Below are 23,319 nucleotides of genomic sequence, written 5' to 3' on the forward strand. Positions count from 1 at the left end.
CGGACCGAACCTGGTGTATATCGAAGGCGGTCGTTTTGTGATGGGCTCGCTGGAAGAAGATGTGGCAGGGGTGCACGATAACGTAGAGCGTACGGTAACGGTACAATCCTTTTTTATGGATGAAACCGAAATTGCCAACGTTCACTACTTGGAATACCTTTACGCGGTTCAGAAAGATTCTTCGCAGGAGTTTTACGAATCGGCTCTGCCCGATACCACAGTTTGGGCGGGTGAAATGGCATTCAATGATACCTACGTAGATCAATACCTACGGTACCCCGGTTTCCGGATGTATCCAGTCGTAGGCGTATCGTGGGTACAGGCTCAGGATTACTCGGCCTGGCGTACGGGAGCCGTTAATAACGATCTGGCTCGCAAAGCAACCAGCGGTGGTAAAAAAGCCGGACGTAAGAAAAAAGGTGAAGAGGCGGCAACGGATGCTACGGCAGAAGCAGCTTCCAAACAATACTCAGGGGGTCGTGCCGCTATCGAAACGGGTTACGTACTACCCAACTACCGTCTGCCAACGGAAGCCGAATGGGAGTATGCGGCTAAAGCTCTGATCGGAACGCAGTACCTGGATGAAAACCAATCGAATCAGCGGATTTATCCCTGGGATGGTTCTTCGATGCGAAAAAGCTCAGGCCGGAAGAAAGGTACGATGCTAGCCAACTACAAACGTGGTCGCGGGGATTATGCCGGTATTGCGGGTAAAACCAATGACGGTGCTATCATTACGGATGAAGTCTACTCGTATCCTCCGAATGACTTTGGTTTGTATAATATGGCCGGTAACGTCAACGAGTGGGTATGGGATGTGTACCGTCCAACCACGTTCCAGACGTTTAATGACCTGAACCCTGTTCGTCGCGATGGCTATCTGGATGACGAAAAGAACTACGGTAAAAAAGATAACAACTCGCTGCTCGATAACCGTACGCGGGTGTACAAAGGAGGCTCCTGGGCGGACATCGCTTACTGGCTGGCTCCGGGTACCCGTCGCTACATGGATCAGGATTCGGCTACGGCTACCATTGGTTTCCGTTGCTCGATGATCGCTTCGGGTCGCAAACGATAATAAGTTTAATTTCCAGTTTAGTTGAAAAGAAGCTGCCCGCCTGGGTGGCTTTTTTTTGTGGGGTTTGGGGAGAGGGATTTTGAAAAGGTTTAAGTAAGGGTTGAATTAGTTTGAAGTTTAAAGACGATACCCTATGGATTGGCTGGAGTAAGAGGCGGATAGATTTAGCGTTTAATTTTTGTCGGGTTTGTACAATCTTCCCAGGGTTGTTGCCCCTGGGCTATTTAAATTGAACTCCTTCGGAGTTGGTTTGTGATTATGTATTAGGCTTTGTAAAGCGTAAGCTAAGGTCTACCATCAGACCTTTAATGTCAACTCAAACTTTAAACCTTTTCAAACAATTATTAAACCCACTTTAACCTCCTGAAACCAAAAAGAGCCGCAAACCGGAGTTTGCAGCTCTTTTCTGGAAATATATTTCCTCCGTACTAAACGCGGAAGTGAGAGAAAGCCTTGTTGGCTTCTGCCATCCGGTGCGTATCGTCTTTCTTCTTCACAGCGGCACCTTCGCCTTTGGAAGCAGCAACGATTTCGCCAGCCAGACGTTCTACCATGGTCTTTTCGTTACGGCCACGAGCGTATTTAATCAGCCATTTCATGCCTACGGACTGTTTACGATCGGGACGAACTTCAGTAGGAACCTGGAAAGTAGCACCACCGACCCGGCGGCTTTTCACTTCTACTGTAGGCATTACGTTGTTCAACGCTTTTTTGAAAATCTCCAGACCACTTTCTTTGGTGCGGTTCTCTACTAAATCCAGAGCACCGTAGAAGATGGAATACGCGGTAGATTTCTTGCCCTCGTACATGAGGTTGTTAACAAATTTCGTTACGAGCGTCTCCTTGAATTTAGGGTCCGGTAATACGTAGCGTTTTTTTGGTTTTGCCTTACGCATGACTAAGTTACGTTTGAATGGTGGTGAGAACGCGTCGCTTCTGCCCGTAACAGTGGCTTACTGCATTCTCGATGAATTTAAGCACTCAGCCGTTCCGACTGAATGATGCGAAGAAAATTACTTCTTCTTACCTTTTGCGGGAGCGGCAGCTGCTTGTCCGGGTTTCGGGCGTTTGGCACCGTATTTCGAACGAGCTTGCATACGACCTTTAACACCAGCAGTATCCAATGCACCACGGATAATGTGGTAACGTACCCCTGGAAGGTCTTTCACCCGGCCACCACGGATCAATACGATCGAGTGTTCCTGAAGGTTGTGTCCTTCACCTGGGATATAGGCGTTCACCTCTTTACCATGTGACAAACGTACACGAGCTACTTTACGAAGAGCAGAGTTAGGCTTCTTCGGCGTCGTGGTGTACACCCGCGTACACACACCGCGTTTTTGAGGGCAAGCGTCCAAAGCAGGAGACTTTGATTTCCAAGTCACTCGCTCACGACCCTTACGTACTAATTGTGAAATAGTAGGCATGATATAAAAAATAAAAAATGGTTCGTCTTGAAAAACGGACTGCAAAAGTAGCCACTTTTCAGAACAAAGACAAACCAAAACACGTTTTTTTAGTTCCAATCAGGCATAAAGTAGCCAGAGTACCAAGCGATTACCCCATCAAGGTAAGGCAAAAGCCAGATAACTGTCACCGGGTTTAGTACCCACTTTATTGCCGCCTGCCGCAATGACTACATACTGTTTGCCATCGACCTGATAGACGCAGGGCGTCGCATAACCGGCAGCGGGAAGGGAGGTTTCCCACAGCAGTCGGCCTGTCTTTTTGTCGAAGGCCCGGAATTTCTCGTCTTTCGTAGCCGCAATGAAGAGTACGCCACCCGCCGTAACCGCAGGGCCTCCGTAGTTTTCCGTCCCCGTAGCAGGTATACCCTTCGCTTTTAAAGCCGCGTACTCACCCAGCGGTACTTTCCAGGCAATCTTTCCCGTATTGAGATCAATGGCATTCAGGGTGCCCCAGGGCGGTTTGATGCCCGGATAACCATCTTTCGTAGTAAAGCGACTGTATCCCGTCATTAGATAAGGTGGGGTCAAAGCCGAGGTTTTTGCTTCCACTTCCTTCTTCTCGGAGCCTTTCTTCAGAAGGAAAGCCACTAATTCGCTTCGATTGCTTTCGGAGAGGTGATTAAACGAAGGCATACCGCCCCGTCCCGTTTTTAGTAAAGTCGCCAGATCGCTGGGTTTGTACTTCGCCTCGACCTGATCAATCGCTGGAATCGAGCCATTGCCCTTACGATCCAGCCCGTGGCAGTTGGCACAGTTGCTGGCGTAGAGTTGTTGTCCGACGTTGCCCGTGGGTTTATTTTCCACCATGGTGACCGTCCAGGGCATTTCGTTGGCATTCACGTAGAGATACTGACTTTCCGGATCGAAAGCCGCTCCCCCCCATTCACCCCCGCCATCGAAGCCAGGAAACAGGACCGCTCCCTTCAGACTCGGTGGCTCCCACATCGTATTCGCTCCGTTTTTGAGCGTACGAAAACGTTCCAGAATTTCCGAATGATGTTCTTTCGAAAGATCAATGATGTCTTTTTCGTGAAACGCCTGTCGCATGAAGGGTTCGGGCCAGCTGGGCATGGGCTGCGTAGGCCAGGTCTGTTCACCCGCCAGTTCGGAGGCCATTGGTACCGACTTCTCCGGAATGGGATAAACGGGTTTTCCCGTAGCCCGATCCAGTACAAACACAAACCCGTGCTTGGTAATCTGAGCTACGGCTTCTACGAGCTGACCGTCCTTCTGGAAGGTTACCAAGTTTGGATTGGCTGGCAAGTCCCGATCCCAGAGATCATGGTGCACCGTTTGGTAATGCCAGATGCGTTTACCCGTTGCGGCATCCAAAGCAAGGATGCAGTTGGCAAAGAGGTTTTTCCCTTTCCGGTATCCCCCGTAAAAATCGTAGGTAGCCGAGCCGGTAGGGACGTAAACGATCCCCCGCTTTTCGTCCAGACTCATGCCCGCCCAGTTGTTAACGCCCCCAATGAAGGGAAGTTTCGCTTGTCTTGCCAGGTATCGTAGCCGAATTCACCGGGTTTAGGAATGGTATGGAAAATCCAGCGACGTTTGCCCGTACGTACATCATACGCCCGTACGTGACCAGGAGCCGCGTCTAATCCTTCCGACAGCCGCATCCCCATGATGATCACATCCTTGTAAATAATACCGGGTGTATTGGAAACGATAAAGAATGATTTTTGATCGTAGTCCAGATCTTCCTGCAAGTCAATCTTGCCCTGCGAGCCAAAGCTTTCTACGGGTTTGCCAGTACGGGCATCCAGACAAAACAGATTCGGTCCGGCAGAAACAAAAATGCGTTGGTCCTCACCCTCTTTCCAATACGTAACACCCCGGTTGGTTCCCGCCCAGGCATTTTCTCCCTTCCAGTAGTCCGAAAGATCGGTTCGCCAACGTTCTTTACCCGTCGCCCCAGCTACCGCCACGACATTGATATTCGCTGTAGTGAAGTAAAGCGTACCGTTAATGGCAATGGGCTGGCATTGCATCTGTCCGGGCTGTCCCGTATGGTATTCCCAGGCTAATTGAAGCTTGGAGACGTTTTCGGGCGTAATCTGGGTGAGGGACGAATACCGGGAAGCGTCAGCGTGACCGCCGTAGGTGTTCCATTCCGAATAGTCAGTACCAGGGTCGGTATGGTTAAAAAAGGAATAGCCAGGCCGAGCAACAGCAACCAGCGAGGAAAGCGATTCATACGCGTGTAGAGGCGGTGATAATTTGATAAGTGACTTCGAAGATACGCGTATTTTGAAAAATAGTTTGATGATTTAAAGTTTGAGAGCCTCTATTAAAAAACGAGGGTGTATAGATGCGTTCACCCATAATCTGGTAGAAAGCAAGTGGGACATCGCAAACGCTCATTTCATCCGAAACCCAAGTGGAATCATCCCCTCACAAAGACTACCATTCCCCGAATAAAAAGCCCTTACCGCTTGTGGAAAGGATTTTTGCCTGTAAACTTCGGAAGTTTAACGCGACTACGGATCTAAACATAAAATCGATGACTTTTTTCCTGGAAAATGAATCAGTGAAAGTATCCGTTCGGCAGAAAGGGGCCGAGCTGGTAAGCATATATAATAAGTCTACGCATCTGGAATATCTGTGGAGCGGCGATCCGGCCTACTGGGCCAAGCATTCTCCCATCTTATTCCCGATTGTAGGAGCATTGAAAGACAATCAGTATCTCTACGACGGAAAGTCGTATACGCTAAGTCGGCACGGGTTTGCCCGGGATATGGACTTTGAACTGGAACAGGAAAGCGAACATTCGCTAACCTTTTTGCTGAAAAGCAACGCTGATACGCAGGCCGTTTACCCTTTTGAGTTTCGCTTACGAATCAAGTATACGTTGCTGGAAAATGAACTCAGTGTACAGTATCAGGTAAGTAACCACGACTCAAAAGAAATGTTGTTCTCAGTAGGAGGACACCCGGCTTTCCGCGTACCACTCACGCCCGAAACGCAGTACACCGACTATTACCTGGAATTCAACGAAACCGAAGATTTCAACCGCTGGCCGTTGGCTGAGGGTGGACTGATTGATCGGGAACCTACGCCAGTAGCCGAGAACACCAATCGGATTGCCTTATCGCACGAACTGTTTGCTCAGGATGCTCTGGTTTTCAAACATCTGAAATCGACGTCGGTAATCTTGAAGTCTGATCATACGCCCTATCAGTTGTCGTTTGACTTTGGCGAGTTCCCCTACCTGGGTATCTGGGCAGCTCCGCAGGCTCCCTTTATCTGTATCGAACCCTGGTGCGGTATTGCCGACAGCGTCGATCACGATCAGCAACTGGCCACGAAGGAAGGGATTACCCGACTGGCGGCCGGGGAAGAATGCAAACGAACCTGGAGCGTAACCGTTTCCTAACGCAGAAACCAAAAGATGCCGACCCTGAGGTCGGCATCTTGTTTTACGGACGAAGCTTCAACTCTGGTCCCGCGATGTCCTCCCAGCGGTACAGATGAAACGTTCGATCTGTACTCATGACCACGAACAGACCGTGTTTGAAATCCTGGTTGAGTGGAACCGAAACCATGTCCGACCCATCGCTTTCCATGGCCCGCACGTCAATGGTTTTCAGGAGTTTGTGCTCGAAGGGGCGTTCCGGCGTTCCTTCCCGGCTGAAAATCTGGAAACGATTCGCTCCCTGATCGGACACGAGGATGTAACCCGTACTGTCCGTTAGCTCGTAAATCGAAATGCCTTCGTGATCCTGTTTGAAATTCTCGGTCGCAAACAAAGCCAGTTCTTCATTGCCTTTTTCCGGATCCGCATAGTACTGGCGAACGCCCTTGCCTTCGTCGGAATAGTACACGTAACCCAGCTTATCGTCCACGGCGATGGATTCGATTTCTTTCAGTCCACTGTACGTTCCGAATTTCCGGACCAGGGTGGCTTTGATGTGCCCCGTTCCGTCGTCGTCAAGGCGATACTGCCAGAGATACCCGCCCGTCGTCGGACCCGTTTTTCGGCCCACAATGGCGTAGATCACGCCCTGCTTGTTTTTGTACATCGAAATACCCATCAGATCGCGGTAATCGGGCTGGGTTTCGCCTTCGAAAACGGGAATGCCGCCGTTATCTAAGGGCTTCATTTCCGGTAAGGAAAAAATCCGCAGCTTGTGCGTCATGCGTTCGGTGGTGACGGCAATATCCGTAGCCTTTTCGTTCAGCATCAATCCATACTCAATGTCAACATTATTGGGACGTTGCAGACCGCCAACTTTCTGCTGAATTTTTCCCTGAAGATTGAATACGTACAGGCCACCATCGGCGTCTTTGTCCGTACCAATGATCAGACTTTTCGCCGGGTCCTGCGGGTTAATCCATACCGCCGGATCATCGGAATCGTGGGCTACTTTTTCCGTTACATATAAGGGCTTTACCGCCTGACGGGAGGTTTTGGGCCGTTGACAGCTCGCCAGCAAGGCCAGACTCGCTACTAGTAGACTACTCGTTTTCAGAAACATACGCGATGAATGGATACAAAAAGTCCCCAGGAAAGACGAGGCTAACCTGGGGACTGGTAAAAACTTACTTCGTACCGAAGGCTCCGATGTAAGAAGCCGGTTCGGGGGATGTATAGGTAACGCCGTTGACGCTTAGACCGCTTTTGTACAAACGGGTAAAGTCCGTTTTGCCTTTACCCAGGGCCGGAGAACCCGCCTGCAGGTGGAAATCCCAGGAGGTCGTGTACGCGGCATTCAGGCTAGCCGTGGAGAGCGGATAGTTCACGAGCTTCGGATCGTTATCCCCCGCTTTGGTACCCAGAATGTCGTTCGTACCTTTTACAATTTCCGTCGAAGGCTGGAATTGATCGACACCCGTTTGCGTGTAGCCGTAGTAGTAATTGTTGGCAATCACCGAACGCGTATCTTCCGGAGCCCCTTTGTCGCGTTTGATGCCGAAACGGTCATTCACAAGCAGGTTATTGTACACGTCGGCCCGAACCGTTTTTTCCAGCCAGATTGAACCGCCTTTAATCGTGGGTCGTCTCCAGCCCGCGTTCACGATGGTGTTGTTGTAGGCGATTACGTATGCTTGCGGTGTTTTATCGCCCCCGTTGGAAAGTTTCAGGGCATTGGTGTTGGGACTGTAAATCAGGTTAAACGCGATTTCTGCCTGTACACCCGATTTGATGTTGATGGCTTCGCCGCCCGAAACGCCCGTCGTGTGGAACGTGTTGTTGGTGATGAGTACCTTACCACCTTCCAGGTAAAAGCCGTCTTCGTTGAAGTTACGAATGATGCTATTCGTGACGACCACTTTGGAGGCCGTGTTCGACGTATACAGTACGGGGACGTGTTCGCCCGCTGCCGCTTTGTACAACTGGGCTTTCACCGAAGGCGACTCTTCGGTAGTCACGGCTCCACCGTATTCCAGAATTGTATTTTTCAGTACCAGTTCCGTGCTCGCAGGACCGGCGATAAGTCCGCCCCAGAGGTTACCGAATAGATTGGCGGAGGTTTTCCAGGCATCGGGAACGGTGAATTTCACTGGATTTTCGGCGGTACCTAAGCTGTACAGATTACCCCGAATGAGAATCTCGGGTTTCACGATGGAATCGCTCATCAAAACAGTAACGCCTTCTTCAATCGTCAGGGATTTGCCTTCGGGAACTTGCAGGTGACCCGTCACTTTATAGGTGTTCCCTTTTTTCCAGATTCCTTCTACGTTACCCGTTACGCTGGTTTCCGTAGGAGCGGGCGTTACCTGCGTGTCTTCTGAATTTTTACTACAACTGGTTAACAGAGCCATGGCGAGGCCAGCGGCAACAAACAGCTTGTTCATGATGGTTTTGATTTGAAAGATTTTGGAAAGACTGAATGCTAGAGTTTGAAGCGTAATCCGAGTAAATAGCTGCGTTGATAGTAGTCCCGCCGGATGAGGGTTTTGCCCGCTTCGGTTTGATGCGGCAGGCCCTGATTAACCGCTTCGGTGTTTTTAATGTACACTTCCAGCGGCGTGTTGAGCAGGTTATTTGCTTTAGCGAACAGCACCAGTTTCGATCCAATGGCTTTTTCGAGCGAAGCATCCATTTGCAGAAAGCCCTTTTGCCAGAGATCATTATCCAGGAATTGCGAAACGGTATTGATTCGCTCACCCGTGTAGCTTCCCGCCAGCTGAGCATCCCATCCGCGATTTTTGTACAGGACGGTCAGGTTGGCAATGTGAGCCGACTGGCCGTAGAGCGGACGCGTCTGATCGACGTACCGGGGTTCTAAATCGCCGTTTTCATTTCGAATACGCATGAATTTGGCCGAGGTAATCCGGGAAAGCGTATAGGTATAGTTCGCCTTGATACCAAACTGGCGGAAATACCGGATGTAATCCAGTTCAAGCCCGGTATTATGAGCATTGCCAAAGTTACCCGGCGTATAAATGATCGACTGGCCACGAACCGGATCCCGCTGAAGCGTATACTCGATAGGGTTTTGGATGTACTTGTAAAACAGGCCCACCATGAACTGATCCGTTGCATTCGGGAAATGCTCGTACCGCACGTCGATGTTGTCGGCAATGGCCCGTTTCAAATCCGGATTTCCGCGTTCCTGATATTCTTCCAGAACCACGTTATAGGGAACAATTTCGAAATAGCCCGGACGGTTGAGGGAGCGGAAGTACGAAGCCCGCCAGTTCGTTTGGGCGTTCGACTTGTACTTCACATGCAGACTGGGAAGTACGTCCGTGTACACCTGATTTCCCGTCGGACGGTCTTCGCCGATCTGGTTTTTTAATTCGTAACCCTGATTGGTATGTTCCACCCGTACTCCCCCCAGAATTTCCCAGTTCAGGGGCGTTACTTTCGCCTGTACATAACCAGAAGTTGTGTTTTCGGAAGCATCATAAGTTAAGGCACTGCCTACGGAGCCACGGGGGTTCTGAATGGTCCAGTTGATCTGGTCGTAGGATGTGAAATCTTCTTCGTACACGCCCAGCAAGTTGCTGGGACGAAGCTGGTAGTTATTGTAAAAATTACTACGGTCTTTCGTGCGGTATAAACCGCCCGCTTTCCACTCGACGGGCGTATTTCCGAAACGGGAGCGATACGTAAGGTTGAGATACCCCGCCAGATCCGTATCCGAGTTATGTTCCCAGCGGCGGTAGGCATCCTGCACGGTCGTGCGTCTTTCCGTAAAATTTTTCCGTTCACCCAGTAAAGGAATCTGCGTTTGATCGGGCTGTTGATTTTGGGCGGTGGAGTATACGGCGGACCAGTCGATGTCGAACGAGTCACTCAACTGATGTTTTCCCTGTAGGGTATTTGTGAAAATCTGTTGACGCGTAACCCGGCTTCGGGTCGAATAGCCAAGCGTGGCATTACCCGCTTCCGGATCGTAACCGCCAATGGTTAACTGCGTGGATTTTACATTCCGAATCTGACTGTTTGTTAAATGAATCAGGGCCGTATAAAGCGAAACCTTATTCCGCCCATTCAGGCGATAGTCCACCTTGGTATGCAAACCGTACCGCTGCTGTTGTTCGGAATACTGCCGCTCGTTCAGCTTGGTGAGCGTCACGCCGCGTTGCGTATCCACCGTTTCGGAATCGAAGAACAAGCTGTTACTGCCCCGATACGTATTCTGATAACTTCCGGCGATGATGATGCCGAGCTTTTGATTCAGAAACCGATCTCCCCAGGAGAACCCGCCCAGCAAATTCGGCGGCGGTGACTGCCTGGTATACGTCGAGGTAACTTTTGAAAAGTCTGCGGCAGTGGCGTTGTACTGATTGCCTTTTAATTCATAGGGCGATTTCAGGTTTACCGATTTCCAGTCGTAACTCAGGAAGGGTCGATTCATGAATAACTCGCTGTAACCCGTCGAAATATGGGCCGTCAGCACCCGCTGGCTGGGAGCGTCTTTCATAACCAGATTGACGGCCCCGCCAATCGCATCACCTTCCATACTCGGTGTGAGGGCTTTGTATACTTCCAGACGGTCGAGCAGATCCGAAGGAAAAATATCGAGGGGTACGTAGCGGTAGCGGTTATCCGGACTCGGAATCTTCACGCCATTCACCAGCGTATAGTTATACCGCTTGTCCATGCCCCGGACAATGGCGTATTGCCCGTCGCCGTTGCTGTTCCGCTCCACCGATACGCCCGAAACCCGCTGGATGACATTCGCAACCGTGAGGTCGGGGGAGAGTTGAATGGCTCGCCCGGAGACGATATTCAGCACCTGATCCGCGGAGCGTTCGAGATGACGGGCCGTTTGGTCGCTCGCTCCTTCGCGTCCCGTTCGAACGATTACTTCCTGTAAATTCTGTTTTTCCGAAGGTGTTAAAACGGTATCGAAAGTGAGCGTTTCATTTTCAGAAATACGAATTTCTTTGGTAATGGTTTGGTAGGTAATAAAACTAATGGTAAGCTGATACGTTCCGGCGGGGATATTTTTAAGTGTATAACTTCCATCCAGGCCCGATACGTCATGAAAAGAAGTATTTACTAAGCGAACAACGGCTCCGGTTACGGGTTCGCCGGAAGCCAGTTCCGTAACCTTTCCCCGAATCGTTCCTGCCCAGGAAGAAAACGAACAAAGCGTAATAAAAAGTAGAAAACGATACATCTGTCCCATCGAATGCCTGCTGAATAACGAAGCGAAAACCAACCGGAGAATACGAAGCCTGAAAGACCCGTTTTTCGGTTGGCGATACGAAGGTGGACGATGAAAAATCCATAGTCAAGCAATGGAGCAAGGGCTGAAGTCAAGGCAGAATATCAGGCCGTTAGCACAAAAGCAACAGTGTTAACAAAGTGAGCATAATTTATTGAAATTCAGTAGTTTAATGCGTTACAAAACCGCCATTAAGTTTCTATTACGCCAATATTACCAAACTGTTAAGCCACTTAAAGAGACTGAACGAAGGCCGTCAGGCTCTCGCCCGACTCCAGATTGAGTTTTTTACGTAACCGGTATCGCGTCACCCGAAGGCTATCCGGCGAAATGCCCAGTAAGGTTGAAATGTCGGCGGAGGTCAAATTCATTTTTAATAATGCAATCAATCGTAGATCCGAGGTCGATAATTGATCCGAATACGTTCGTAATTTTTCAAAAAAAGAGTGATGAACCTGTTCAAACGTACTGCTAAACTCCAGCCAGTATTGATCATGACTAAAACTGTCATTGATCTGCTGAACAATTTTCTTGATTTGCTTTTTATGATCTCGTTTATCGTCCTTGATTAATTTTTCAAGACTGGTTTTTAGCTGTTCTAAGGATTCATTTTTCTGAATAATGTGTAGAATATGAGTCGATAATTCTTTCGAACGCGTCGCTAATTCATGCTTTAATTGTTCTTCTTCCAGTTGCTTATTGCGTAGTTCCGAAAGCATGAGTTCGTGCTGGGTTTCGTAGACCAGCTGATTCTGTCGGCTCAGGGTTTGTTCGTTGCGAACCTTTAGCTTCTGCCGATTGTAGGCCAGGGTGACGATGCCCACCAGCAGGAGTAATACCAGTACAGCCGCTGCCGTTACGAGCTGGTTGAATTGCCGTTCGTCGGTCAGCTTCTCGATTTCCCGGTTCTTTTTTTCCGTATCGAAAAGGGCCTGCGTCAGTACCAGTTGCTGACTGCTTTCCTGCGAATAAATCTCCGCTTCAAACGCCCGGCTCAGAGCGACGTAGTGGTAGGCACTGTCATGCTGCCCCATCAGTTGATAGGCCTTACCGATGTCGTTGCTGGTGCCGCTGAGGAAATGCCGTTCGTGGGTTGTCAGGGCTAGCTCGTACGCCTGCCGACTGTACATGAGGCTTGCTTTCGGGTGACCGGTTTTTCGTAACACATCACCCAGATTATTAAGAATTTCAATACGCAGTAGCGAATCTTTCGTTTGCAGATTAACCTTCAGGGCTCGCTGGAAGTATACCTGGGCCGAATCGTACCGGGCCAGATCTTCAAAAATGCTACCCATGTTTTCGTAGATTTTCGCTGTTCCTTCCTGATTGTTGGCGGCTACGTACTGCTGCAAAGCTTTTCGCTGAAAGTAAAAGGCACTGTCATACCGTTGCCGTTTTTCGTACAGATGGCCGATGTTGCCGTAGGTTTGGGCTACTCCCGAAGCGTGCGAGGTCTTTCGGAATAGAGCCAGAGCCTGTTCGTACTCCTGCCGGGCCTGATTGGGCTGCTTGCTGTAATAGTACAGCTCGCCCAGGGCGTTGTGGGTTTCTGCCAGTAGGGTTTGCTCGCCAAGTTGTTCAAATTTCTTAGCTGCTTCCGAGTAATATTCCAGGGCTTGCGGATACTGTCCGGCATGAAAAAACAGACGGCCCAACGTTTGCAGAGCTTTAGCCGCAATCAGGGGCTGATTGGATTCGAGGGCTAAGGCGTATTGTTGCTTGGTACGGTAAACCAGCGAATCGGAATTGCTGGGTTGGGGCGGCAGGCTTTCGCCCGTATGGGGAAGTAAAGTCCAGAAAATCAGTAGCAGGCAGGCTCGAAATACAGTCAGAATCATCAGATTTCAGCTCGTTTGAACCTGGAAGTTAGGGCTTTTTCAAACGCTGATCGCATTATGAAATTGTTAACAACCTAGTAGCAGGTAAATCAGGAAGCTGGTAATGAAAAGAGAGCAACTCAGGATTTTTGAATAAATAATAAAGAATTTGTCTATTTAATTTGTTTTATATTGGAATATTGCTCACTTTTGGTTCAGGATTTGAATAAAAAAACAAAACATCTGGTTCCGCCTTTATCCAAACACGAACGCGTATGCAAAAGATTTTGGTTCGTACCAAGGAAGATTACCTCCGCCACATCTTAGCGACCAGTCTTCAGCACGAGGAAGAAAGCCCAGGGTGTTCGGTCCCGGAATGGCTGCCCATTCCCAAGCCGGAACATTACCCGTGCATCGCCATTACGTCTGATCCGGTACGGGAGGGTACGGCTCTGTTCTTTGAAGTAGAGCTGATTTATTTTACGGATTTTTTACATCAAAACTGATGGATGAACAATTACCTGAGTGTTTCTCGTTGGAATGCCATGAAAACGAAACGTACTGATTTGCCCCGGAAGCATCGGTACGTTTTACTTTTTTACCCCCAGGAGTAGGAAGAATGACCCGGAAGCCCGTAGGTTTACCCCTGAAACCTAGTAATCCATCTGACTTCCATGGACGAATTACGTTATCCCATCGGTCCTTTTACTTACGAAGGCCCCTACACGCCCGAACAGCGTACGCAACTGATCAACAATCTGGCTCTGATTCCGGGTCAATATCAACAAGCCGTCGAAGGATTATCCGAAGATTTACTGGAGATTCCCTATCGTGAAGGGGGATGGACCATCCGTCAGGTCGTACATCACGTAGCCGATAGTCACATGAACGGGTATATCCGTACGAAACTTGCCCTGACGGAAGCTAATCCGACGATTAAACCTTACGAAGAAGCCCGCTGGGCGGAGCTGGGCGATACCTTTCATACGCCCATTCAGGAATCGCTGAATTTACTACAACATCTACACGTTCGCTGGACGAATGTCTTCCGGGCCATGCAGGAAGCCGATTACCAGAAAACTTTTTTCCATCCGGGTTCACAACAATCCGTGACGCTGGACTACCAGTTAGGTAACTACGACTGGCATAGTCGGCATCATCTGGCTCATATTACAAGTCTGCGGGAGCGGATGGGTTGGTGAAATACAAAAACTTTTCAACATTAAAAACCTTTGTATCGTATAGGAAGAGTATTGAAGAATTCCCTACCAGGATCGCATGTGAACGGTTAAGAACACCATACGTTAGGTGACGTATGGTGTTTTGATACCTGAGATCAATGATGGTATATATTCATATCAAATTTGTCCCTTTAATATTCATAAAAAAAGTAGATTTAATACGAATTCAAATTCTTGCTTTTAATACGCTCTGGTTGTAGGAAATAATTTGTTTTAAATAAATAAAGGAAACCTTAGTTCAATACGCTTTTAGCTATAAATAAAGTTTTTATCAGCAAACCGAGAGGTAGTATAAGGGATTAGATACGATCGGCAATTGACATAGGTATAATCTGGTTAGTAACGCCACCCTTATCTACCAGAATTGCTTCACCGCTTTTAATACCATTCGCTCCCGTGAAAAGTCCCAGTACCGCATCTGCAATTTCCGAAGCAGGTACGATCGCACCGCTTGGATTAATACTTGCTCCAAAGGCGGCTTTAGCTTCGACGTCATGGCCATTAAGACGATCAGCCATAGGCGTATCCGTCACCCAGGGACATACCGCATATACCTGAACGTTCTTGTCTGCACACGAGGCTGCAACGGATTGTGTAATGCTCAACACCGCCGATTTACTGGCTCCGTAAACCACTGCCACGGGTAAAGGCATGGTAGTGCCTACAAACGAGGCGGTGTTTACCACTACACCGCTTCCCTGCTTTACCATTTCAGGCAAAACATGCTTGATACACAGGATGACGCCTTTTATATTCGCTGAAAGAACTTCGTCAATTACTTCCTCGGTATTGATTTCCAACGGACCTAATACTCCTTCTGTACCGGCATTGTTGAACAGGAAATCGACTCTTCCGTAGGCCTGCAACGTGCTGTCGACTAGATTTTTTACATCTTTTTCCAGACCTACATCGGTTGACACAAAGAATGCCTCGCCTCCAGAGCTATGGATTTGTTTTACTACCTCAGCTCCGCGTTCCGTATTACGACCCGCCACCACGACTTTTACGCCTTTGCTTGCTACTAACAGGCAAACTTCTCTGCCTATGCCGGCGGTACCTCCAGTGATAATCGCTACTTTTTTGTTCATAATTTTATGATTGTTTTCAGTAGCAAACATAAAAAATAACTCGACATAGGGAATACAATGAAAGACAATAAGATAAAATAAAAGACAGCGTATATACCGTTGAGTATTGAGATATTAGTAATGAACATGGCTTGTTTTATGAATTAAAATTGATTATTGATAAGTGTTTTATTTCTCTCTTTAAACGACAGGTTTAGTGAGCAGGTTATACTAAAATCTATCCCGGCAAATGCATTAGTGGTTTAAAAGGGATCAATTGGTTTTGAGTTTAACCGCAAAGAAGTTATTTAAAAGTAGCGGAACTAGAATAAAACTTTTGAAAAGTCGATTAGACGTATTCGCTTGTGATACACTTCCGGATGAGAATGAAGGTAGGATGTTTTTAAATTATGGAATCCTTTTGTAAACTACAGGAAGAGAGTACCCTAGTTAATGAAGGATAAGGTTAAACAGATTTACTGGCTGGGAAGAATTTGGTCTATTTCGTTAGTCACTTGAAATAAATACGTAAAGAAATCCCTCATGCAACCCTGTCAGAGAGTCTGGCATCTGCGAACAAACGAACGACTTAACAAACATGAAACTCCTCACCTGTCTCTTACTTATGGTGAGTCTGGCAACGGTTGAAAGCCTGGCTCAGAGTAAAACCCCGGAAAGTGTGATTCGTATGCAAACCTTGCTCAGGCAAGCCTCCGATACGGCAAATATCCAATTGCCCGAAAAGCAGTATGCGGTGCAGATTAACCAGTGGATCATTCCTCTGGATGAAACGACGTTAATGGACTGGAAAAAGCAGGATGGAGTGTATGCCGTACAGTTTTTTCTGCAAAAAGGAACAGCCATTACCTCGCAACACGACCCAAGCTTTCGCCGGGCTTATGGCGAAGTGAAGTTGTCTTCCAAACAAGCCTGTCAGGAATTCATCCGTCTGTTTGATGGGTTACGGGTGCAGAGAAAACGATCCTAATAACGTTCAGGAGATACGATTTTATCCACGCAGATGCTTCTTAACTTTTTCAGAAAGTGAGCAAAGCATTATCAAAAAAAAGCTCTTCGGTATGAAGAGCTTTTTTTGATGCAATAGAAGTGATTAAGCCAACTCCATCTTCAAAAACTTCGCCGTGTGGCTGCCTTTTACCTGGGCAACCACTTCGGGTGTACCTTCGGCAATGATCTTGCCACCGCCGTTACCGCCTTCAGGACCCAGGTCAATTACCCAGTCGGAGACTTTAATCACGTCAAGATTATGCTCGATGATGAGTACCGTATTACCCTTGTCCACGAGCTTTTGCAGAACGTTCAACAGGTGTTCAATATCCTGGAAATGCAAACCCGTGGTTGGTTCGTCGAGGATATACAGCGTCTTGCCCGTATCTTTTTTCGAGAGCTCTTCGGCCAGTTTCACTCGCTGGGCTTCGCCACCCGACAGCGTCGTCGCCTGCTGGCCGAGCGTCAGGTAACCCAGGCCTACTTCTTTCAACGTCTGTACTTTGCGTAGAATTTTAGGCTGATTTTCAAAAAAATCAACGGCCTGCTCGACGGTCATATCCAGCACGTCCGAAATGGATTTTCCCTTGAAGCGTACCTCCAGCGTTTCGCGGTTGAAGCGTTTGCCTTTACACACTTCGCAGGGGACGTACACATCTGGTAAAAACTCCATTTCAATTTTCTTCATCCCGGCTCCTTCGCACCCTTCGCAGCGACCGCCCTTGACGTTGAAGCTGAAACGACCCGCCTTGTACCCGCGAATTTTTGCTTCGGGTAATTCTGAAAACAGGGTACGGATGTCGCTGAACATCCCCGTGTAAGTTGCCGGGTTCGAACGCGCGTCCGACCAATCGGTGACTGATCGACTTCAATCACTTTATCCAGATGCTCCAGACCTTCGACGGCCTTGTAAGGCATCGGCTCGCGTTTGGAGCGATAAAAGTGGTGATTCAGAATCGGGAACAAGGTTTCATGAATGAGCGTGCTCTTGCCCGAACCCGATACCCCCGTAATCGAAACCATGGTGCCGAGCGGCAGCTTCAGGGTTACGTTTTTCAGGTTGTTGCCATTGGCTCCCGCAATTTTCAGCGTTTTGCCATTGCCTTTGCGACGTTCGGCGGGAATCTGAATGGTACGACGACCGCTGAGGTAATCGGAAGTCGTCGATCGGTTTTCGAGAAATTGCTGGGGTGTCCCGTGACCCACGACCGAACCGCCGTGACGACCCGCTCCCGGACCAATGTCCACCAGAAAATCCGATTCGAGCATCATGTCTTTATCGTGCTCAACGACCAGTACCGTATTACCCAAATCCCGTAAATCTTTGAGCGACTGAATCAGTTTGACGTTATCACGCTGGTGCAGACCGATGCTCGGTTCGTCCATGATATACAGAACGCCGACCAGCTGCGTACCAATCTGGGTAGCCAGACGAATCCGCTGGGCTTCACCACCCGACAGACTCCGCAGGGGCCGATTGAGCGTCAGATAATCCAGACCAATATTGAGCAGAAAGCCAATCCGCTTCCGGATTTCTTTCAGTACTTCTTTTCCAATCACCCGTTGCCGATCGCTCAGGCGATCTTCCAGACCAATCGTCCAGGAAGCCAGCTCCGAAATCTGCATGTTCGCCAGCTCGGCAATATTCTTATTGTCAATCTTGAACCAAAGGGCTTCTTTTTTCAGACGGGCCCCCTGACATTCCGGACAGGCTTTGATGACCATGAAATCCTTCAGCCAGTCCTGAATCTTATCCGATCCGCTTTCCTGTTGACGTTTCAGGAAGTTGATGATGCCTTCGTACTTGGTATTCCACTCCGTACCCTCGTATTTTTTCGACGGTACCGGAACGGGTTCGTCCGAGCCGTACATCATCATTTCCATCGCTTCGGGCGGAAACTTTTCAATCGGCGTCGTCAGACTCACCTTGAAGGGTTTGAGCAGAACTTCCAGTTGCTTGAAAATCCAGAGTTCGCGGTACTCGCCAATGGGAGCGATGGCCCCCCGGCTGATACTCAATTTCTTATCCGGAATAATGGAATCAATCGTAATCTCTTCAATGACACCCAAACCTTGACAGGTGGGGCACCAGCCGTAGGGCGAGTTGAACGAAAACGCATTGGGGGCGGGCTCGTCGTAACTGATTCCTGACACGGGGTCCATCAGGTTTTTGGAAAACCAGCGGGTCTGGTCCTGATCGTCCTGCAACAGCATTAGGCCTTTACCCATTTGCAGGGCTTTCCCGACGGACTGACTCAGGCGGAAACGATCGTCGTTTTTAGGAATGAGCCGATCGATTACTACTTCAATGTCGTGAATTTTGAAGCGGTCGAGCTGCATCTTCGGAACAATGTCCTGAATCTCACCATCGACCCGCACTTTCGTATAGCCTTGTTTGGCGATCTGTACGAAGAGTTCGCGGTAATGTCCTTTCCGGCCCCGTACAATCGGAGCGAGTAAAATCGTTTTCCGGTTGTCGTAATCCTTCAAAATCTGATCAATGACCTGATCCTGCGAAAACTGAACCATTTTATCACCCGTTACGTAGCTGTAGGCCTCACTCGCCCGGGCGTAAAGCAAACGCAAAAAGTCATAGATTTCGGTAGTGGTTCCTACCGTAGAACGGGGGTTCTTGGACGTCGTTTTCTGCTCAATGGAAATGACGGGCGAAAGACCTTCAATTTTATCGACATCCGGCCGTTCCATTGAACCAATGAAGCCCCGGGCATAGGCCGAAAAGCTTTCCATGTAGCGTCGCTGCCCTTCTGCGTAGATGGTATCAAACGCCAGCGACGATTTTCCCGAACCGCTGATGCCAGTAATGACGACCAGCTTGTTGCGGGGAATGGTTAAATCAACGTTTTTGAGATTGTGCTCACGGGCACCTAAAATTTCAATGAGTTCCTGACCGGCGGGCTCGGTGGATATGGTGGGAAGCTTCGTTTCTGCCATGAGTTTGTAACAACGTAAAAACAAGTAAAGTTACCGCTTTTGACTTTTTTTTCAGTGGATAAAAAGAAACCGATGCCATGAAACGAATACCTTCGTAGGTTCTTAAAATTTTTTATTATCTAAACGAGTCTAAGTCGCTGTTTTTTCGCTTAGCTACGTAAGGATAAGCCGTTAACGAACAGAACCGCTGCATCTATAGGCTACTATGAAACACCTCTTTGTACCCATTTTGGGCTGCTTTTTAAGTCTGTCTAGTCTTGCTCAACAAGCCCCCAAGCCCTACGGAGCCTTACCTTCCGCTCGCCAGTTGAAGTGGCACGATACAGAAATGTACTGCATTGTACACTTTACGCCTACAACGTTTGAAGACAAGGAGTGGGGGTACGGTGATGCCGATCCGAAGACGTTTAATCCCTCGAATTTTAGTGCGGAACAAATCGTAAAATCGGCCAAAGCAGGCGGATTTCGGGGCATTGTATTCGTCGCCAAACACCACGATGGTTTCTGCCTCTGGCCGACCAAAACCACTGACTACAACATCAGTAAAAGTCCCTTCCGCAACGGAAAAGGCGATATGGTGAAGGAAATGGTGGACGCCTGCCGGAAAAACGGTATGAAAATTGGCCTGTACTGCTCGCCCTGGGACCGTAACAGTGCAGCCTATGGAACCGATAAATACCTGCCCATTTATCAGGCCCAGCTCAAGGAATTGTACACGCAATACGGTGAGTTGTTTATGTCCTGGCATGATGGTGCCAACGGCGGCGATGGCTACTACGGTGGGGCCCGCGAATCCCGGAAAATCAATAATCTGACGTATTACGACTGGGACAACACCTGGCAGATTACCCGGAAACTACAACCCAATGCCAACATTTTCAGTGATATAGGCTGGGACGTCCGCTGGGTAGGCAATGAAAAGGGTTTCGCCAACGAAACTTCCTGGGCAACTTTTACGCCTACGGCGGCGGATGGGAAAAGCAAAGGCGTACCCGGCAACGCCAATGACTACGACGCTCCGACGGGTACACGAAACGGAGAGAAATGGATTCCGGCGGAGTGTGACGTACCCCTGCGACCGGGCTGGTTTTATCACGCGAGTCAGGATGGGAAGTCTAAATCTCCGCAGCAGTTGCTGGAGCTGTACTACAAAAGTGTGGGTCGCGGAGCCGCGTTTGATCTGGGTCTCTCGCCTGATAAACGCGGTCAGTTACACGGAGACGACGTGGCCATTCTGAAAAGTTTCGGTGAAATTCTGAAGAAGACTTTTAGCAAAAACTGGGCCAATACGGCTCAGGTAACGGCTACGGGTGGCCGGGGCTTTGCGGTAAAAACCATGCTCGACAACAATCGCCAGACGTATTGGGCCAGTAAGGACGACGTAACGACGCCGGAACTGGTCCTGAGCTGGTCGAAGCCCGTTTCGTTTAATGTGCTGAGTATTCGGGAGGCCATTGCTTTAGGCCAGCGAATCGAGGAGTTTGCTCTGGACGTCTGGGAAAACGGGGATTGGAAAGAAATCCACCAGGGAACCAGCGTGGGAGCCTTGCGGCTGGTACGTTTGCCGAAGTATCATACTACGGAAAAAATCCGCGTTCGGATTACGAAATCGCCCGTGGCGGTGACGATCAGCGAATTGGGTGTCTATACGGAACCTGAGCAATTACTCGCTCCGGTCGTTCGCCGGGATCAGAAAGGAACCGTGACGATCAGTTCGCCCGTATCCGTTCGGGAAATTCGGTATACGCTGGATGGGTCGGAGCCGAAAGCGACTTCGCCCTTGTATAGTGAAGCGTTTGCGTTACCCCAGGCAGCTACGGTGAAAGCACGGGCGTTCGGCGAGGCCCAGAGCGGTCCGGTAACGACGGTGGATTTTGATATGCCTTCCACCAAATGGAACATTGATCAGAAAGCGGATAAGGCTATCGATGGAGATCCAACGACGGTATGGACTTCGGCCAAAGATGCTTCCTATCCGCATACGCTCACGCTTGATTTAGGCGAAACGCTCGGACTGAAAGGCTTTACGTACACTCCCGACGCTTCGGATCACCGCAGCGGTACGGTTTACAAATACCGGGTGTACGTATCAACGGATGGAGAAAACTGGGGACAACCTGTTGCGGAGGGACAATTCGACAACATTCAGAATAATCCGCTCGAACAACGCGTACGCTTTAAGCAAACGGTGTCGGGACAATTCCTGCGGTTTGTAGCCGTAGAGTCTACGAATGGAAAGGAAACCTGGGCTCGCGTGGCCGAGCTGGGCGTGATTACCAAATAAGTCATCCGGACAAATCCGTTGCGGCTTCGAGTTAAAATCGAAGTTTCCGCACTATATCAACTGAAAACGCTACACTGAAAAATAGTCAAGAAACACATGAATCGTAGAGATTTTATTCAACAGTCGGCCCTGGCAGGTGCGGGGATGATGCTTCCGTTTACGGGTAAGGCAGCGGCTGCTTTCCCGGAAGTACGGATTGCGGCCAACAAACGCAATTTTACCAGCAAAGCCGTCGAAGCCACCATCCAGCGAGTACAGAAAATGATCGGGGATGAGGAGCTGGCCTGGCTGTTTGGCAACTGCTTCCCCAATACCCTCGATACCACGGTTCATTACAGCGAAAAAGGCGGCAAACCCGATACCTTCGTGATTACGGGCGATATCGATGCGATGTGGCTACGCGACAGTACGGCTCAGGTATGGCCGTATCTCTCGCTGGTAAAAGACGATGAGCCGCTGCGGAAACTGATCGAAGGGGTGGTTCGTCGCCAGACTAAGTGTATCCTGATTGATCCGTATGCGAATGCCTTCTACAACGGTCCTGGCCACAGCGAGTGGTATTCGGATAACACGAAGATGAAGCCCGAACTGCACGAACGGAAGTGGGAAATCGATTCCCTGTGCTACCCGGTTCGGCTGGCGTATGGGTACTGGAAAACGACGGGCGATACGAGTCCGTTTGATGCGGATTGGAAACAGTCCATCCGGATGATTATCCAGACGTTCCGTGAACAGCAGCGGAAAGAAAATCGCGGTCCGTATACCTTCACCCGTAAAACGGCCTGGGCTACGGATACCGTTCCCGGCAATGGCTACGGCAACCCGACCAAACCCGTAGGGTTGATCACGAGTATCTTCCGTCCTTCGGATGATGCCACGATTTATCCGTTCCTGGTACCATCGAATTTCTTTGCTGTAGCGATTTTGAAACAAGCAGCGGAAATCAGTCAGAAAATTGGTGACTCGGCTCTAGCAACGGAGTGTAAAACGCTGGCGACGGAAGTGGAGCAGGCGTTGAAGAAATACGCCATTGTAGAGCACCCGAAGTTCGGTAAAGTATTTCCGTTTGAAGTAGACGGCTTTGGCAATGCTCTGTTTATGGACGATGCCAATGTACCGAGTCTGCTGGCTCTGCCGTACCTGGATTCTGTATCGGTGAAAGACCCGATTTATCAGAATACACGAAAACTAATTTTGAGCGATTCCAACCCGTATTTCTCGAAAGGAAAAGCGGGCGAGGGAATCGGTAGTCCGCACACGCTGGTGGACAGCATCTGGCCGATTGCGGTTACCATGCGGGCGTTGACTTCCCAAAGCGACGCGGAAATCCGGGCTCAGCTGAAGCAACAGAAGATGACGCACGCGGGTACGGGCTTCATGCACGAATCGTTCAACAAAGACGACGCGAATAACTTCACCCGTAAATGGTTTGCCTGGTCAAATACGCTCTTCGGTGAATTGGTACTGAAAGTGGCGAATGAGCGGCCAGCGATTTTGAAGGGAGTTTTGTAGCCTTTCCTGGGTCGGGTTGGGCCATGGGTGGTACCCATGGTTAATCACGTTAAACCCCTTCGGGGTTGGGATTTCCCAACCCGAAGGGGTTTAACGTGATTAACCCCGTATGAAATGCGGGGAACTAATACCCGGTTTCGTTGGTGTACTCCTCCCCGGGTGTAACCCGGGGCTATTCAAATTGAACTCCTTCGGAGTTGGGTATTTACCGAATGGTAATTGAAACAGCTTTTAACCCTCTTAACATTGCTCTTATGGATC

General features: G+C 49.2%; 17 protein-coding genes and 1 pseudogene. 7 read left to right on the forward strand and 11 right to left on the reverse strand.

Annotated elements, in window-relative coordinates; translation table 11 throughout:
• On the forward strand, nt 1-1,078 hold a 1,078-nt coding region (gldJ, locus tag BWI93_RS24080), incomplete at its 5' end, for a gliding motility lipoprotein GldJ (RefSeq protein ID WP_141217584.1).
• A gap of 428 nt (nt 1,079-1,506) precedes the next feature.
• On the opposite strand, the gene rpsG is transcribed toward gldJ, so the two are convergent.
• The 5 genes from rpsG to BWI93_RS29190 all read right to left on the reverse strand — a co-directional run bounded on the left by rpsG (nt 1,507) and on the right by BWI93_RS29190 (nt 4,747).
• Nucleotides 1,507-1,974, reverse strand: coding sequence for a 30S ribosomal protein S7 (gene rpsG / locus BWI93_RS24085; protein ID WP_094816191.1), 468 nt, complete (start codon nt 1,972-1,974; stop codon nt 1,507-1,509).
• 117 nt (nt 1,975-2,091) lie between these two features.
• Complete coding sequence (rpsL, locus tag BWI93_RS24090) at nt 2,092-2,505, reverse strand: 30S ribosomal protein S12 (RefSeq protein ID WP_094816445.1); 414 nt, start codon at nt 2,503-2,505, stop codon at nt 2,092-2,094.
• Between the two features lie 138 nt (nt 2,506-2,643).
• Nucleotides 2,644-3,993 carry a PQQ-binding-like beta-propeller repeat protein gene (locus BWI93_RS29180; protein WP_255158047.1) on the reverse strand — a complete coding sequence of 450 codons (1,350 nt, stop codon included), beginning with the start codon at nt 3,991-3,993 and terminating at the stop codon, nt 2,644-2,646.
• Entirely contained in the window at nt 3,990-4,541 is a 552-nt protein-coding gene (locus tag BWI93_RS29185) for a PQQ-binding-like beta-propeller repeat protein (protein ID WP_255158048.1), read from the reverse strand. Before BWI93_RS29185 ends, BWI93_RS29180 begins: the two co-directional genes overlap by 4 nt.
• A gap of 32 nt (nt 4,542-4,573) precedes the next feature.
• On the reverse strand, nt 4,574-4,747 hold the full coding sequence (locus tag BWI93_RS29190) for a hypothetical protein (RefSeq protein WP_255158049.1): 174 nt from the start codon (nt 4,745-4,747) through the stop codon (nt 4,574-4,576).
• A 306-nt stretch (nt 4,748-5,053) separates the two neighbouring features.
• Between BWI93_RS29190 and BWI93_RS24100 the strand changes: the two genes are divergently transcribed.
• Entirely contained in the window at nt 5,054-5,926 is an 873-nt protein-coding gene (locus tag BWI93_RS24100) for an aldose 1-epimerase family protein (protein ID WP_094816193.1), read from the forward strand.
• Nucleotides 5,927-5,969: 43 nt separating this feature from the next.
• On the opposite strand, the gene BWI93_RS24105 is transcribed toward BWI93_RS24100, so the two are convergent.
• From BWI93_RS24105 to BWI93_RS24120, 4 genes are all read right to left on the reverse strand, one after another.
• Nucleotides 5,970-7,028, reverse strand: coding sequence for a phytase (locus tag BWI93_RS24105; RefSeq protein ID WP_094816195.1), 1,059 nt, complete (start codon nt 7,026-7,028; stop codon nt 5,970-5,972).
• A 64-nt stretch (nt 7,029-7,092) separates the two neighbouring features.
• The gene (locus BWI93_RS24110) at nt 7,093-8,349 is read right to left on the reverse strand and encodes a right-handed parallel beta-helix repeat-containing protein (RefSeq protein WP_094816197.1); all 1,257 of its coding nucleotides are present in this window, start codon (nt 8,347-8,349) and stop codon (nt 7,093-7,095) included.
• 38 nt (nt 8,350-8,387) lie between these two features.
• Nucleotides 8,388-11,129, reverse strand: coding sequence for a TonB-dependent receptor (locus BWI93_RS24115; protein WP_094816447.1), 2,742 nt, complete (start codon nt 11,127-11,129; stop codon nt 8,388-8,390).
• Between the two features lie 281 nt (nt 11,130-11,410).
• Nucleotides 11,411-13,015 carry a tetratricopeptide repeat protein gene (locus BWI93_RS24120; protein WP_094816198.1) on the reverse strand — a complete coding sequence of 535 codons (1,605 nt, stop codon included), beginning with the start codon at nt 13,013-13,015 and terminating at the stop codon, nt 11,411-11,413.
• Between the two features lie 254 nt (nt 13,016-13,269).
• On the opposite strand from BWI93_RS24120, the gene BWI93_RS24125 reads away from it, so the two are divergent.
• Both BWI93_RS24125 and BWI93_RS24130 read left to right on the forward strand, forming a co-directional pair.
• Nucleotides 13,270-13,500, forward strand: a complete 231-nt coding sequence (locus BWI93_RS24125; RefSeq protein WP_094816200.1) for a hypothetical protein — start codon at nt 13,270-13,272, stop codon at nt 13,498-13,500.
• Nucleotides 13,501-13,668: 168 nt separating this feature from the next.
• A complete protein-coding gene (locus BWI93_RS24130; protein ID WP_094816202.1) occupies nt 13,669-14,196 on the forward strand; it encodes a YfiT family bacillithiol transferase in 528 nt (175 codons plus the stop codon).
• A 338-nt stretch (nt 14,197-14,534) separates the two neighbouring features.
• On the opposite strand, the gene BWI93_RS24135 is transcribed toward BWI93_RS24130, so the two are convergent.
• A complete protein-coding gene (locus BWI93_RS24135; protein ID WP_176454319.1) occupies nt 14,535-15,323 on the reverse strand; it encodes an SDR family NAD(P)-dependent oxidoreductase in 789 nt (262 codons plus the stop codon).
• A gap of 577 nt (nt 15,324-15,900) precedes the next feature.
• Here BWI93_RS24135 and BWI93_RS24140 point away from each other — a divergent pair.
• Nucleotides 15,901-16,290 (forward strand): hypothetical protein, encoded by a 390-nt coding sequence (locus BWI93_RS24140; protein WP_141217585.1) that lies wholly within the window; start codon nt 15,901-15,903, stop codon nt 16,288-16,290.
• A 123-nt stretch (nt 16,291-16,413) separates the two neighbouring features.
• Here the strand turns inward: BWI93_RS24140 and uvrA are convergent.
• Nucleotides 16,414-19,262: pseudogene (gene uvrA, locus BWI93_RS24145) on the reverse strand (excinuclease ABC subunit UvrA).
• A gap of 205 nt (nt 19,263-19,467) precedes the next feature.
• On the opposite strand from uvrA, the gene BWI93_RS24150 reads away from it, so the two are divergent.
• The gene (locus BWI93_RS24150; RefSeq protein ID WP_094816208.1) at nt 19,468-21,546 is read left to right on the forward strand and encodes an alpha-L-fucosidase; all 2,079 of its coding nucleotides are present in this window, start codon (nt 19,468-19,470) and stop codon (nt 21,544-21,546) included.
• Between the two features lie 96 nt (nt 21,547-21,642).
• Nucleotides 21,643-23,058: a glycoside hydrolase family 125 protein gene (locus BWI93_RS24155; protein ID WP_094816211.1), complete on the forward strand. Its 1,416-nt coding sequence runs from the start codon at nt 21,643-21,645 to the stop codon at nt 23,056-23,058.
• The last annotated feature ends 261 nt before the right edge of the window (nt 23,059-23,319 follow it).

Source organism: Siphonobacter sp. BAB-5385, from assembly GCF_002261125.1.
Taxonomy (GTDB): domain Bacteria; phylum Bacteroidota; class Bacteroidia; order Cytophagales; family Spirosomataceae; genus Siphonobacter.

What these genes read in the sequence shown, in the direction of transcription:
- BWI93_RS29180 (WP_255158047.1), bottom strand. Translation starts at nt 3,993, where the DNA reads ATGAGTCTGGACGAAAAGCGGGGGATCGTTTACGTCCCTACCGGCTCG.
- rpsL (WP_094816445.1), bottom strand. Translation starts at nt 2,505, where the DNA reads ATGCCTACTATTTCACAATTAGTACGTAAGGGTCGTGAGCGAGTGACT.
- BWI93_RS24120 (WP_094816198.1), bottom strand. Translation starts at nt 13,015, where the DNA reads ATGATTCTGACTGTATTTCGAGCCTGCCTGCTACTGATTTTCTGGACT.
- BWI93_RS24115 (WP_094816447.1), bottom strand. Translation starts at nt 11,129, where the DNA reads ATGTATCGTTTTCTACTTTTTATTACGCTTTGTTCGTTTTCTTCCTGG.
- BWI93_RS24105 (WP_094816195.1), bottom strand. Translation starts at nt 7,028, where the DNA reads ATGTTTCTGAAAACGAGTAGTCTACTAGTAGCGAGTCTGGCCTTGCTG.
- rpsG (WP_094816191.1), bottom strand. Translation starts at nt 1,974, where the DNA reads ATGCGTAAGGCAAAACCAAAAAAACGCTACGTATTACCGGACCCTAAA.
- BWI93_RS24155 (WP_094816211.1), top strand. Translation starts at nt 21,643, where the DNA reads ATGAATCGTAGAGATTTTATTCAACAGTCGGCCCTGGCAGGTGCGGGG.
- BWI93_RS24150 (WP_094816208.1), top strand. Translation starts at nt 19,468, where the DNA reads ATGAAACACCTCTTTGTACCCATTTTGGGCTGCTTTTTAAGTCTGTCT.
- BWI93_RS24125 (WP_094816200.1), top strand. Translation starts at nt 13,270, where the DNA reads ATGCAAAAGATTTTGGTTCGTACCAAGGAAGATTACCTCCGCCACATC.
- BWI93_RS24135 (WP_176454319.1), bottom strand. Translation starts at nt 15,323, where the DNA reads ATGAACAAAAAAGTAGCGATTATCACTGGAGGTACCGCCGGCATAGGC.
- BWI93_RS29185 (WP_255158048.1), bottom strand. Translation starts at nt 4,541, where the DNA reads ATGCAATGCCAGCCCATTGCCATTAACGGTACGCTTTACTTCACTACA.
- BWI93_RS29190 (WP_255158049.1), bottom strand. Translation starts at nt 4,747, where the DNA reads ATGAATCGCTTTCCTCGCTGGTTGCTGTTGCTCGGCCTGGCTATTCCT.
- BWI93_RS24100 (WP_094816193.1), top strand. Translation starts at nt 5,054, where the DNA reads ATGACTTTTTTCCTGGAAAATGAATCAGTGAAAGTATCCGTTCGGCAG.
- BWI93_RS24110 (WP_094816197.1), bottom strand. Translation starts at nt 8,349, where the DNA reads ATGAACAAGCTGTTTGTTGCCGCTGGCCTCGCCATGGCTCTGTTAACC.
- BWI93_RS24130 (WP_094816202.1), top strand. Translation starts at nt 13,669, where the DNA reads ATGGACGAATTACGTTATCCCATCGGTCCTTTTACTTACGAAGGCCCC.
- BWI93_RS24140 (WP_141217585.1), top strand. Translation starts at nt 15,901, where the DNA reads ATGAAACTCCTCACCTGTCTCTTACTTATGGTGAGTCTGGCAACGGTT.